Origin of the sequence: Paenibacillus xylanexedens (genome assembly GCF_007676705.1) — a bacterium.
GTDB lineage: Bacteria > Bacillota > Bacilli > Paenibacillales > Paenibacillaceae > Paenibacillus > Paenibacillus xylanexedens_C.
In genome coordinates, this window is the sequence record NZ_VEBF01000001.1 from 50234 (window position 1) to 63820 (window position 13587).

Annotated in this window: 9 protein-coding genes; 4 read left to right on the top strand and 5 right to left on the bottom strand. The window is 45.6% G+C overall.

The window, feature by feature from the left end:
* Positions 1-40 precede the first annotated feature (40 nt).
* Complete coding sequence (locus tag FS628_RS00235) at positions 41-913, top strand: helix-turn-helix transcriptional regulator (RefSeq protein ID WP_145317380.1); 873 nt, start codon at positions 41-43, stop codon at positions 911-913.
* 89 nt (positions 914-1002) lie between these two features.
* Here the strand turns inward: FS628_RS00235 and FS628_RS00240 are convergent, their stop codons facing one another.
* The 3 genes from FS628_RS00240 to FS628_RS00250 form a co-directional block, all read right to left on the bottom strand.
* Entirely contained in the window at positions 1003-2988 is a 1986-nt protein-coding gene (locus tag FS628_RS00240) for a methyl-accepting chemotaxis protein (RefSeq protein WP_260870885.1), read from the bottom strand.
* 242 nt (positions 2989-3230) lie between these two features.
* Entirely contained in the window at positions 3231-4757 is a 1527-nt protein-coding gene (locus tag FS628_RS00245) for a response regulator (RefSeq protein ID WP_145317383.1), read from the bottom strand.
* A gap of 178 nt (positions 4758-4935) precedes the next feature.
* Positions 4936-6699, bottom strand: coding sequence for a sensor histidine kinase (locus FS628_RS00250; RefSeq protein ID WP_145317386.1), 1764 nt, complete (start codon positions 6697-6699; stop codon positions 4936-4938).
* Between the two features lie 207 nt (positions 6700-6906).
* Here FS628_RS00250 and FS628_RS00255 point away from each other — a divergent pair, with 207 nt between their 5' ends.
* The 3 genes from FS628_RS00255 (at position 6907) to FS628_RS00265 (ending at position 9996) form a co-directional block, all read left to right on the top strand.
* On the top strand, positions 6907-8217 hold the full coding sequence (locus tag FS628_RS00255; RefSeq protein ID WP_145317389.1) for an ABC transporter substrate-binding protein: 1311 nt from the start codon (positions 6907-6909) through the stop codon (positions 8215-8217).
* A 74-nt stretch (positions 8218-8291) separates the two neighbouring features.
* On the top strand, positions 8292-9164 hold the full coding sequence (locus FS628_RS00260; protein WP_145317392.1) for a carbohydrate ABC transporter permease: 873 nt from the start codon (positions 8292-8294) through the stop codon (positions 9162-9164).
* A gap of 1 nt (position 9165) precedes the next feature.
* The gene (locus FS628_RS00265; protein ID WP_145317395.1) at positions 9166-9996 is read left to right on the top strand and encodes a carbohydrate ABC transporter permease; all 831 of its coding nucleotides are present in this window, start codon (positions 9166-9168) and stop codon (positions 9994-9996) included.
* A 118-nt stretch (positions 9997-10114) separates the two neighbouring features.
* Here FS628_RS00265 and FS628_RS00270 read toward each other — a convergent pair whose 3' ends face one another.
* Both FS628_RS00270 and helD read right to left on the bottom strand, forming a co-directional pair.
* Positions 10115-10819 carry an SDR family oxidoreductase gene (locus FS628_RS00270; RefSeq protein WP_036616036.1) on the bottom strand — a complete coding sequence of 235 codons (705 nt, stop codon included), beginning with the start codon at positions 10817-10819 and terminating at the stop codon, positions 10115-10117.
* A 221-nt stretch (positions 10820-11040) separates the two neighbouring features.
* Complete coding sequence (gene helD, locus FS628_RS00275) at positions 11041-13455, bottom strand: RNA polymerase recycling motor HelD (protein ID WP_145317398.1); 2415 nt, start codon at positions 13453-13455, stop codon at positions 11041-11043.
* Between the last annotated feature and the right edge of the window lie 132 nt (positions 13456-13587).

Genomic DNA, 13587 nt, shown 5'->3' on the forward strand with positions numbered 1-13587 from the left:
CAGCACAGACTATCATTAGAATTCTGAAGGGAAGACATAGATGAATACACACCACGAATCCGGCCAACTGTATCCAAATCGAGATTGCACCATTATTTATGTAGGAAAGCTGGCAGACAATCCCCATTGGAGTTTTCCGACGCATAAACATGACGATCTGCATGAGATTATTTACGTAACAGAAGGCAAAGGATTGTTCACCATTGACGGTACCAAACACTGGGCTGAAAAAGGGGATTTGCTCATTTATAACAAAGGTACTCTTCACGAGGAGAAGTCCAACCCTGAATTCCCGTTATCCACCTTTTATTGTGGCTTTCGTTTTACAGAAGGTACCCACTCCCTTGAGGATTGGGTCATCCCTCCCTATAACAAACCGATCATTCGAGCCAACCGATATTCCGATGAACTCCATTCGTTGATGCAGACTCTCTTCAATGAATTTTCAATCCGAGAACATGGATACGAGTCGATCTCTGGGCATGTGCTGAAAGCAATACTTCTGATCATCGATCGACAGTCCCGTCAACAACTTCCTAATGGGGAGAGCGTTGGGAGCAATACCCTTGCTGAGAGCATTAAGGACTATCTGGATACCCACTATCGGCAGAACATTAAACTTAAGGAATTGGCAGATCAATTTCATATCGATTTTTATTACTTAATTCATATGTACAAAAATCACTATGGCACTTCGCCTTATCACTACCTGATTCAACGAAGAATGGGTGAAGCTACCCGATTATTAGTCTCAACCAACAAAAAAATATGGGAAATAGCCAAACTGGTCGGGTACGATAACCCCAATTACTTTACGATTTTATTTACAAAAACCGTCGGTGAATCACCACGAAGTTTCCGAAAAAAGAATCAAAAGGATATGTTCGGGGATGAGGCGTCACATTCTTACTAATCTCACTAATATCACTAAACGCAAAAAGGCGCTCCATTGGGGGAGCGCCTGGTACTTTACATATTTCTTTACACACATACTAACTTACTCTAAAGCTTAAACCGGCGAACGAGTTCTTGCATATTCTCAGCTGTCTTGGATAGTTGTGCTGATGAAGCGGATATCTCTTGCATCGCCGCCATTTGCTCTTGGGCTGCTGCTGAAGTCGTCTGGGCACTATCAGCCGACACTTTAGAGATATGACTCATCGCGGCAACCGTAGCCGAGACTTCTTCCGTACTTGCTGACAACTGTTCTGAGACAGCGGAAATATCCTGAATTTGATCCACGATATGCGTTGTATATTGTTCAATGTTCGATATGGTTGCAGAAGCTTCTTGGCTGATCCGCATTCCTTCGCCGACTTGATGACGAACGTTATCATTCATAAGGGATGTGGATTTGGCAATCAGATCGAGCATTTTGCCAATGGTAGCACCAATCTCGTCTGCACTTTGTTTGGATTGCATGGATAACGTGCGTACCTCACCAGCAACGACAGCAAAACCTTTTCCGTGTTCTCCTGCTCTGGATGCTTCAATAGAAGCGTTCAGTGACAGAAGATTGGTTTGCCGAGAGATATCCGCAATCGCTTCATTCATTCGATTGGCTTCGGCGGATAGACTGGACAGCTCGTTAATCAATGCGGAAGTCTCTTCAATGGCTCCCAGAATGTGTTCCATTTGTTCTCCGACCTGATTTATGGTTTTTCCACCGTTAGCAACAGCGCGCTCCGTCTCTTCAGCCGAATCCACAATCGCACTGGCAGATTCTGCGATTGTACTGATGCCTCTGGCCATCTCTTCTACGGCATTCGCGGTTTGTTCCGAATTCTCCGCCCCTACAATAGCTGATTCAGCAGTCTGTTGCATGGTTTCAGCCACATGTTGAACCGATTGGGTGGTTTGTTCTGTACTTTCCTGAATCATTTGGGAAGAGTGGCTCAACAACGATGATGTCTGATGAAGTTCAGCAACAACCGATTGAAGAGAAATGGTCATTTGGTCGAAATCATTTGCCAATATACCAAATTCGTTTTCGGTTTTAAGATTCACTCGTTCCGACAGATTCCCTTCTCTTACGCTGCGGGTTGCCTTTCGCAGTTTTTGCATAGGTACGATAAAGGATCTCAGAATAAAGAATATGATTACTGCCGCGATCAATACAGAAATAATAATTACCGTAAAGCTAGTGACTAGGATGGGTTTCGCTGCGGCGATAAAGTCTTCATGGCCCATCAAAGCAATGACATTCCAGCCTGTTAAAGCATTAACACCCGAATGCACTTCCAGATCATACGCCAGATCCGTTCTGACAAATTGGGAGAATGCCATCGGTTCATCGGAACTTGACGCCGTATTCGGATGGACCGGAATTCCGTCAATGAGTGCTCCGCCGAGCTCTCCACCTCCACCTTTTACAATTGCCCCCGACCAAGCCGCGATCGTTCGATTGGAGTCAACTACAATCAGACTTCCATTTCCTCCAACATCCACATAAGATATTTCATTTGCTAATCGTTCCAGATCAAGTTTAATACTCGCCACACCTTGATCATCTGTGAGAGCCTTGGAGATCTCTACATATATCTTCCCGGAGACCGGATCTTTCATAATACTCGAAAAATAGAGTGATCCATTGTTACTTACACCATGAGTGTACCATTCTGTGCTGCGAGGATCGAATGTTGCGTCCTCTACTGCTGGGGAACTAATAACACTGCCCTGGTCATTACCCACGGTTATGGAGAGAATATCAGGATATGTATCAGCTAACTGGTCGATTCCTAGTTGTAGTGCTTCGTTGTTCGCCTGACTGGGAGAGGAGCCATACATGCTATCGATATAACTCAATAATTCTGCTTTTTCCCCCACCAGATTGTTAATGTGCTGCCCAGTCATCGTTAAAATGGTATTGATGGGATCTGTCATTTTTTGTTGTACCTGATCTTTGGCACTATGATAAGAAAAATATCCAATAAGTGCAGTTGGGATAATAAGTACGGTCAGGAAAGCTGCAATCAGTCTGGTACTCATTAAACGTAAAACGGTTCCTCCTTTCTTCAAAAATGAACTTTCTTTCTTTGCCTTTTTCAAATGAATCGCCCTCTCTTTATTCATTTTTGGTGGAATCAATCGGCAAGTAAACGCAAAAAAACCCATATATACACACACCCAAAGAGACTTTGAGCATGTATATACATAGGTATTGCCTGAACGAATTCAGTAACAAGCCGTATTTGTTTTGTATTATACCATAAATAAAAAGGGGTTGTTAGCTATGATTGGGTCATAATACCAGGAAGCTGTTGTTTATATTCCGTAGGACTGAAACCCGTATATTCCTTGAACACCTTCGAGAAATAGTGCTGATCGCTGAACGACAACAAATCGGATACTTCCTTGAACTTCATGTCCGGTTGGCATTCCATCAGTCTGCATGCTTCCTGAATGCGAAGCCGGGTGTAATACTGAACAAACGTTATTTGTGTGGCATTCTTGATAACTCTGCTGACATACGACGGGCTGACGTGAAACTTTATTGCAATGTCATTAATCGATAATTGAGAGTATTTATTCAGTTTTACGTAATCGTCAATCTGCTCGAACAGAATCGCCTTGCTTTTTCGAACGTGGGATTGCAGCATATCGAAGCACTGCCCCGTCCATTCCGTCAGTTCCCGGCAAAAATCAGCGTAGGACTGTGCCTGAGTTAATTGTCTTGCCCGAAGTTCCAGACCCAATCTCATGCCCGACCCTTGTTCCTCGTACAGATGTGCAAACGTGTCTACGACCAGTCCGATAAATCGCTCCACCTCGGTCATAAGTACATTGTCCTCCGCCCATCGGTCCAGCAGCTCAGACAGCTTGAGAGCAAACTGCTCTTTACGCCGATCCTGTATCATCTGTACAAAAGTAGACTCCAGCACCGAATCCAGACAGCCTGTCTCGAATCTCGCCATCGACACCGGATTCCCGGTATCGAGCGCTAAGCCTTGTTTCAACCGTTGCTGCTCAGACACAATGGACGACATGCGGTGATAGAGTTCTGGCAGATTACCGGATTCAGCGTAAAGTAACTGTCCTCCGATTATCGCATCATAGTGATGTGCAAGCAGATGCCGACGCAACGATTCAAGACATTCATGTACGGAAGAGTACAAGTCAAGTGCACTCTTGTTGACGAAAATGACATATTGATAAGAGGTTTGACTTGTGTACACACGACATGCATGGGATGTAAAAAAATCCTGCATGATAGCCTCAAGCTCCACCTGTACCCATCGTTCATGCCCTGCGGTGAAGGGTTGTTTGTTCATGATGATCATCATCTGGCTGAATAAAGGAGGAAAATCACCCCCTTGTTTCAGTGTAGTGTCACATTGGGGATGAATGAATTCTTGCAAATCCAGCAGATCCTTGGACATCTGTTGATCGAGTTGCTCAATTATCCGACCCATAACCTCCTCTAATGCTTCTCGCTCCACAGGTTTCAATAAATAGTCAAACACTTTCAGGTTCAACGCTTTTCTCGTATATTCAAAATCACTATAACCACTAATCAGAATGACCTTCAAATCTGGGTTGGCAAGCTTGGCTTGCTCGATCAGTGATAGGCCATCCATTTTCGGCATCCGAATATCTGTCAACAGTAGATCAATCGGTTCCTGCTTAATCGCTACCAAGGCTTCCTCTCCATTGGTTGCCGTAGCCGCTACGCGAACCGGTAAGTTGAGCGTTTCCAAGAGCATTTTAATATTGCGTAATATCGGTTTGCTATCCTCAACGATCATAACGTTATACATCGTCTGTCCCTCCTCGTTAGGTCGTATCTCAAAACTCACTGAAGTGCATCTTTTTCCGCCTTTTCGCCCCCTGCTACGTCACTTTCCCTTGACGTGCCCCGGCACGCCTGCGGAAAACTTCCTTGCTTGGAACGAAAATTCGGCAAAATCTGCTTCCTTCGGAGTTTTCAGACACGCCCTAGTAAAAATCTCTCGTCAGTGAGCCGATGATCTGAATCGTTGCTCCATGTTCCTCTTCCGCATGATTGTTAAATATATTAATAAAAAGCCGGTTGTTATACATGAGTTTGAGTCGATTGACACTGTTGAGAATCCCCATGTTACCCAGGGCTGTTGGTCGATTGGACGTTGAATTCATTCCCGATCCGGATGACTGGATATTGGCTAAAATCTCCTGGATCTTATCCGGTGGAAAGCCTTCCCCGTTATCCTTGATCTCCAGAGCCCATAATCCGTTATATTGCTTCACGGTAATCCGGATACGCCAAGGAGGTACAGTGTTGGCAAAGGCATGTTCAATGCAGTTTTCCACAAACGGCTGGATGACCAACCGCGGCAACTTAATTTCGCTCGCCAGCTCGTCCGCACGGATGTCCCACTCCAGATCCTCTTCGTACTTTTGCTGTACAAGCGACAGGTAATGCCTCGTATGTTGAAGCTCATCAGCCAAGGTCACATGGGCGTAGGGTGAAGAGACGATATAACGCAGACTGTCCGAGAGATGCTTGCACATATCCGATACGACTTTGGTCTTCCCCTCTTGTGCAGCAATACTGATCAGATACAGAACGTTATGAATAAAATGTGGAGCGATCTGGGCTTGCAGCGCTGAATTACGCGCCTTTACTTCTTCATGAAGTGCCGATTTTTCACGGTCAATGGATTGCTGCAGCCGCTCCATGAGATCCTGAAAGGCTTCGTTAAGCAATAACAGATCGTTGTTCTTCGGCGTTTCATCCACTTTCAGATTCATATTGCTGTAGTTCATACGCCAGATTTGACTGCGGAGCTTACGGATTGGAAGCAGCAGGTTACGCGTTGACAGGAAGATATACACAAAAGAAACCAGCATCAGCGCTGTAATAAGCAGGATGGACATGGTCTGAACCGAATGGATCGAGCCCAGAACGGATTTTTTGGGTGTTATGATATACGTGATCCAACCTGTACTGGGTGATGTGGAATGCGTGATATAATTGTCGTCTTTGTCGACCACTAATCCCTCGTCTGATGCAGGCTTCGACCAATTGGCAAATGTCACCCCCGCTTCGGAACCTGTCATCTGCTCCCCTTGTTCATTCAGAATATAGACATCTCCAGCGGTAATGCCTTCCGTAAGATTCTGTATATAGGCCTGTTCCATCTGAATGCTAAGATAACCGTACACCTTGCCGTTCTGATCATTGATCGTCCGCACAAAGGAGATGGTATCGACTTGTCGCAGCAAGACAAAACCGCTTTCCGTCCAATCCCGCCCGATCTGGCTACTCTCCATCATCGTGTTCAAAATCGCCGGAGGATTGCCTGAACCCAGATATGACGTAAGAAGAACACCTTGCCTGTCATAGATGGACATGTCCTTGATATTCATGCTGGGCCCGATCGCCTGAAACATGATGTCTTTGATAATCCTAATTTGCTTCAGTCTTTCATAGTTACTATGAGCTGAGGAGCTCTTGTCCATGGCTGCAAAAATATTCTTGCTGGACAATATTCGCTGTGACATTTGGTTCTGTTGTTCTACGTATAGATCAACCTGCTCTCGCACCTTCGTAGCAGTCACTAGCGTATCTTGCTCCGTTTTCAGTTTGAGCGGGCGAATAACAATCACATTGACATACACGATAAAACAGCCCAGCACGAACAAAAGCAGGGCCAGAAAGGTCAAAAGCACCTTCGTCTGCAAACTGAATTGAGTTGCCTTATGTATGAGCTTCGCCATTCTCAGAGTTACCCTCCTGTTCTGACATGATGTGAAATCCCTTAGATTTATGTCCTACTGTATCACGGTACTCCATGAAATGATAGCGATTTCAAGTTCAGTATTTTACACATCAACGTTCAAGCACAGACATGTACCGGGGCGATAAAAGAAACTATAATCGGACTTGTAAACGGATTCACCAAATGTTTTAGAGGGGGATTTGCATTGAAGACAATAAAAAGAAAAAAGGCTGTATCCATTATTCTGGCTAGTCTATTATCGATCTCGTTAACCGCTTGTGGATCAGGAGGTACGGATTCCGGCGCTGCTGGCGGAGACAACAAGAGTGGTAAGGTCACACTGGAACTTGCGATCTCTAAAAGTTCTCAGGACTCTGCCTTCATTCAGCAAGACATTCTCGATGAATTCGAAAAACAAACGAATATTCGCGTGAATTTGCAGCTGATTCCAGCGGAACAAACAACAACGGTATTGCAAACCAAACTGGCTGTAGATGAAACACCTGACATTATTCAATATAATCTGGCGAGCGCAGTCACGGACCTGAACCTTGAACGTAACTTCGAGATTCTCGATAACGAACCTTGGGCGAGCAGAATCGTGAACAAAGACGTCCTCTCTTCTGGTGGTCACCTCTACAGTTTCCATGTTAGCCAAGATACAGGCATGCAAGGGGTCGTTTATAACAAACAAATCTTTGAAGAGCTCGGATTGTCGCTTCCAACCAACTACAAAGAATTCTTGGCAATCTGTGAAAAAATCAAAGCGAGTGGTATTACACCAGTATTCATGCCATACAAAGATGCCTGGGCTGCCAACATCTGGCCTGCAGCGGCTTTTGCCGATTTTGTAGCTAAGAATGAACCGACGTTTTTTGATGACTTGAACAGCAATAAGAAAAAATGGTCCGATATACCGGAATTCAAAACATTCCTTGAACAACAGTATGAAGTGTACACCAAAGGTTACACCAACACGGATGTGCTTAGCGACAGCTATGACATGGCAGTAGGTAAATTCCTGAACAAGGAAGTGGCCATGATGTTTATGGGCGATTGGTTAATTGAAGGTGTTGCCGAGCAAGACCCAAGCATGGAACTGGGCGTATTCCCGATTCCATCGTCGGATAATGCCAGTCTGGGTGCAAGTCCACTGGGTGGGCAATTGTTCATTCCGAAGAAATCCAAACATTTGGAAGAAGCCAAACAGTTCCTGGACTACATCGCTTCCAAGGATGTCGCACAACAGATCGTGGACTCCAAAGGCTATGTATCCAATTTCAGTGACGTCACAACACCGGAATTGCCGGCCTATAAGCAGGACATTGTAGACAACTACATTACGCCGAAGAAAACCGTGCTGACAACGGATGCGTTCATGCTGGTTGATCGCAGTGAACTGTACCGATTGTTGCAGGATCAATTTGCAGGCGGGTTGTCACCGGAAGAAGTGTTGAAATCCTGGGATGAGAAGTTCAGTCAGCTGATGCAGGATAAAGGTGTAGCGGGTTTCTAAGAAATAGGAGTGAAATACAAGGCAGCATACCACGGATGATTGTTATGCTGCCTAGCTATAACGGAGTGTGAGACATGAAAAGGACTAAAAATTTGTATTCGTATTACATGATCTTTCCCGCACTGATTATCTACTCCATCTTTTTCGTCGTGCCTGCTCTTGCCGCTTTCTATTACTCATTCACGGATTGGCGGTTGGACCGACTGGAGTTGAAGTTCATCGGGTGGGACAATTTCAGAAAAATTTTCTCGGACAAAACGCTGATTCTGGCATTGCAGAACACAGCAATATTCGCGATCGTCACTGTAGTGGGCAAAAACGTTATCGGTCTATTGCTGGCTGTAGGACTTAACATGCGATTAAGAACCAAGAACCTGTTGCGCGCCATCTTCTACTCCCCTTCCATACTCAGCATTCTTGTGATCAGCATTCTGTTCACTCCCATGTTGCGTACCGAAGGTACGATTAACAACCTATTGGAATCTGTTGGGTTACATTCGTTAAGCCAAGCTTGGCTGACCAACCCATCCATTGTCATCTGGACGATTGCTATCGTCTCAATCTGGCAGAGTGCCGGGTTCCAGATGGCTATCTATCTGGCGGGCCTGCAGTCCATTTCTCAAGAGTATTACGAGGCAGCCAAGATTGATGGCGCAAGCTCGTGGAGAAGTTTTTTCAAAATCACACTGCCGCTCTTGCTGCCAGCCATTAACATTAACCTGATGCTGACATTAATCGGTGGACTCAAAGTATTCTCCGAAGTATATGTCATGACAGGTGGTGGCCCAGGTAACGCTTCTCAGGTCGTGGGTACGATCATTCTACGATCTTTCGGTGAAGGTAACTGGGGACTTGGTACCGCGGTCAACACACTTCTGTTCGTCGTCGTTACCATTATCGCTATACCGCTATTGATCTTCATGCGGCGTAAGGAGGTTACGGAATAACATGGGCTATACACGCAAACTCGCCATCCGCAACTATATCGTGGAAGGTTTCCTGATTCTGGCCTCTCTTATCGTTCTGTTGCCGCTTGTCATTCTGATCTTTGGTTCATTCAAAACCAGCGCCGAGGTGCTCAGTTTCTCTCTGAGTCTGCCTGAAACATGGCAGTTCTCGAACTATGTTCGTGTCTTCCAGGAAGGCGGTCTGTCACGAGCATTCTTCAACAGCATCTTGATTACTGGCGTTTCATCCATCATTAACATCGTTGCTTCTTCGGCAGCGGCATTCATTCTGGCACGTCGGGAAACCAAACTATCCGGCACGATCTACATGTATTTCTTCATGGGACTGATTGCGCCGATGTCGATTATTACGACCATTCGGGTTGTGCAGGGATTAGGATTCTACGGCAGCATCACAAGTGTCATCCTGATCTACGCCGCGTTAAATACAGCCTTCAGTGTATTCTTGTACAGTGGATTCATCAAAACCATTCCACGAGCGCTGGACGAAGTGGCATTTCTGGAAGGTGCAAGTGTGTTCGGCGTGTTCTTCCGCATCGTCACACCGCTCATCCTGCCCGTTAACGCTACGGTAGCGATCATGGTGTTCATGTCCGTCTGGAATGACATCACGATTCCGGTGTACTTCCTGACAGACAGCTCCACCTGGACGATGCCACTATCGATCTACAATTTCTACGGCAAATATAGCCGGGACTGGAACCTGATCTTCGCTAATCTCGTGCTTACTTCGTTGCCTGTATTTATCCTGTATCTATTCGGGCAAAAATATATCGTCAGCGGCCTTACTGCTGGTGCAGTTAAAGGCTAAACCTCATATTCTCACCGTTCTTGAAGGAATGGAATTGGAGAATTCATGACGTACTCAACCCCCACCATATCTGGTGGGGGTTGTTTTATTTATAGCGTGAAAAGGCATCTACACCTCTCTATTTTTGAAACAATTGCGGGTAAAGGGCAGCAACACCACCAGCAAGACCCTGTTGCACGTTCCGACTGGTATCATCAGCAATAATCTCGTAGAGATCCGCTTCGATTGAATCTATTGCAATTTTGGCAATATCCGTTGGGCTCGTTTTCGGTGCGTCGATACCTGCCGTCATATCCGTATCCATGAACGCCACGTGCAATCCGGCAACGCTAACGTTCTTAGGGGCTAATTCCAGACGTAATGCATTCGTAATTCCCCACTGAGCGGATTTTGCAGCTGAATATGCACCTGAGTTACCAAGGCTGAGCCAAGATAGAGCAGACAGGATATTCAGTATCGAACCGCCCCCATTCTTCTCTATCACCGGTGCAAACGCACGAATCATTGAAAGCGTACCGAATACATGTGTATTGAACTCCAAGTGAATATCGTTCAGCTCACCTGTGAGCAGAGAAGCACCCGTAGCGGAACCAGCATTATTGATTAGAAGGGTTACATCACTAGCTACCTCAGCTGCAGCCATGACAGATTGTGGATCAGTAATATCGAGTTGCAGTGGAATAGCCCCCGGCAGATCAATGGATTCAGGGTTTCGTGCGCCAGCGTACACTTTGGTTCCCCGCGCCAGCAATTCAAGAGCAAGTTCCTTGCCCAACCCTCGATTAGCCCCACTTACAATAGCAACTTGTTTGGAAATATTCATTTATTATTACTCCCTCTCATTGAGAATGTATTCATTTTCGAGCCGTTATGAGAATGATCGTTCTCATAACTCCCAATAATAATCTAACACATCGGGAACGATCAGTAAAGAATAACTTTTACGACTCATGTCTTCATAAAAAGAAAGATGCCCGATAACCTTTGAAAAAGGCTCCGAGCATCTTACTTTGTTCCTTCATTGAAATTGATTTTACTTATGGATTATGATCTTATGTCATACAGATTCGCAGGTAACGCCTGCACAAACGGTGACCAGTCACTCGTTGTATATAGATGAAGTCGGTGCATGGCTCGTGTGCAGGCCGTATAGAGGAGCTTTCGGTCATATTCCTGGCTGTAAGCTTCTGGTGAAGCATCATAGACCAGGACAGCGTCGAACTCGACACCTTTGGCGAGGTACACAGGAATAACCATGATTCCTTTTTCAAAAATCTGTGTGTCCTTCGTTATGAGCTGCAGCCCTTCGCCTCCTTGACTACGTAACCATTCATGGGCGTCCCGGCTTTCAGCCGCGGTCTTCGTAATCACAGCGATGGAATCGAACCCCTCCGCCTTGAGTGCGGTAATATCTGCGAGAATCTGCGAACCACGTAGCTTATCATCCTCCAATCTTGTTAAAAGAGGCTTCTGATCTCCCCTTTCAAACGGTCTGATCTCTTCTCCCCCTGGCAGCATGCATTTGGTGAATTCAACAATCTCTCTGGTTGAACGATAACTGCGTACCAGGCGTATCAATGTAGTTTCGGCTTCTCCGTAAAGATGAACCAGTGGCGAGTTGGATGCTGCTAAATCGGTAGCCTGCATAAAGATCGCTTGACCGAAATCACCAAGCACCGTCATGCGGGCACGAGGAAACAGTTTCTTGAGATATTCATATTGAAACGCCGAATAGTCCTGGCCTTCATCCACAAAGACATAACGGATATCCGTGTTTGTCCGGACACCTTCGATCATCTCTTTTACATATAGAAAAGGAGTAGCATCCTCATGGAACAGCTTGTTCTGGAGGATCATTTTCTTAGTCTGTTTGCAAATCTCAGGCCAATGCTGCGGGGGGATTGCCCCATTCGTTTGTTCACGATAAGCAGCTTCATCTACAAATAGTTGTTCATATATGCCTTTCACATCCACGAACTGGAATTTCCGTACACTCTTTCTTAAAGGTTTAAACATGTCTTTCACCAGTTTCTGACGAAGCAGTTCCTCTTCCCTCACTGCAAAGTTAAAGGCACCCTCATCTTTCTCTGCGCTTGTATTCCCATTCTCCCGCGCTGCGTATTTTTCCGCCACATCGAACACAGGCTTTTCTTTGTGCAACATGCGGAAAGCTTCCACGTACTCTTCTGTGTCCAGATAATTCAACTCCTCCAGAACCCAGTCTGCTTCCCGTTCCAGTCGTTCCAGCGAAACGAGTTCTCTCAGCAGCCATTCCTGCAAAAGAAGTATACGGTTGGACAATGTAAGATTTTGATCCAAACTGTAAAAATGGGTCTTTATTCGGTCTGCAGTGATGAATTCACGTTCCCGAAATTGAATTCCGTTAAACCGCATCCCCTCTCTTCCCAACCACTTACCGTAGTTTTGGAGCACTTGAAGAAATGTCTCGGAAGCTTTGTACTTGATCGCCTCCATACGAGCTTCATATCCCGGATCTCCCTGGGCTGTCAGTACATATTCAATCTGATCAAAGGCATCCTCTGGTCGTACGGAGGAATCCAGCCAATAATTCAGATATTCCTGGAAAGTCGTCTGCTGCATATTCTCTTCACCAAGTTCCGGGAGTACGGTGGAAATATAGCTGGTGAACATCGGATTCGGCGAGAAAAGTACAATCTGATCTGCTTTGACGGCCTGGCGGTGTTTATAAAGTAAGTAGGCGACTCGCTGCAGCGCAGCTGACGTCTTGCCACTGCCCGCTACCCCCTGAACGATAAGCATCCGGCTGCGGTCATCACGAATAATAGCATTTTGTTCCTTCTGAATGGTTGCTACAATGCTCTTCATTTGTGAGTCTGCACCCTTGGCGAGTACTTGCTGCAACAATTCGTCACCAATCGTCTCAGTTGAATCAAACATGCTATGAAGCTGCCCATGTTGGATCTGGAATTGACGCTTGAGCTCCATCTTTCCCTCGATTCGTCCTGAAGGTGTGTCATAGCCTGCTGGCCCGGGAGAGTGATCATAGTACAGACTCGCAATTGGTGTTCTCCAGTCATAGATTAGAAAGTTCAGTCCATCCTCATCCATGAAAGATGATACGCCGATGTAGATCTGTTCAGTAAATGTCATGCCTTTTTCCTTATAGTCGAAACGACCAAAATACGGCGTTGGAAGCAGTCTCTTTGTATTTTTCCATTGTTGTGTTAATAGCTTGTGCCCGCGCTCCCTCTCGGCCAATACCCTCGACTGCTGATTGATGGTATAGAATGCGTCTTCAAAATCCGTGTACGAACCCGTGTTAATCGTCACGTCTTCCCAGAACCGCTTACGAATTTCGGCAGCCTGTTCATGCAGTCCGGCAACCTTCGGTTCTAACTCGTCGAGTCGTGCCTGAAGTTTGTTCCTCACCTCCACTAGTCTTTCCTCTTCCAACTTCCATTCAACTGTTTTATCCATGAATAAGTCCACTCCCTTTTCCATTTATTAGGACCCAAAAAAAAGAGCATTGACAAATCGGAATGTCGGATGTAAAATTAAATTAGGAGAAATAATGATTCACCCTTTACATTCAAATGAAATGTCAATTGC

What these genes read in the sequence shown, in the direction of transcription:
- FS628_RS00235 (WP_145317380.1), top strand. Translation starts at nt 41, where the DNA reads ATGAATACACACCACGAATCCGGCCAACTGTATCCAAATCGAGATTGC.
- FS628_RS00240 (WP_260870885.1), bottom strand. Translation starts at nt 2,988, where the DNA reads ATGAGTACCAGACTGATTGCAGCTTTCCTGACCGTACTTATTATCCCA.
- FS628_RS00245 (WP_145317383.1), bottom strand. Translation starts at nt 4,757, where the DNA reads ATGTATAACGTTATGATCGTTGAGGATAGCAAACCGATATTACGCAAT.
- FS628_RS00250 (WP_145317386.1), bottom strand. Translation starts at nt 6,699, where the DNA reads ATGGCGAAGCTCATACATAAGGCAACTCAATTCAGTTTGCAGACGAAG.
- FS628_RS00260 (WP_145317392.1), top strand. Translation starts at nt 8,292, where the DNA reads ATGAAAAGGACTAAAAATTTGTATTCGTATTACATGATCTTTCCCGCA.
- FS628_RS00265 (WP_145317395.1), top strand. Translation starts at nt 9,166, where the DNA reads ATGGGCTATACACGCAAACTCGCCATCCGCAACTATATCGTGGAAGGT.
- FS628_RS00270 (WP_036616036.1), bottom strand. Translation starts at nt 10,819, where the DNA reads ATGAATATTTCCAAACAAGTTGCTATTGTAAGTGGGGCTAATCGAGGG.
- helD (WP_145317398.1), bottom strand. Translation starts at nt 13,455, where the DNA reads ATGGATAAAACAGTTGAATGGAAGTTGGAAGAGGAAAGACTAGTGGAG.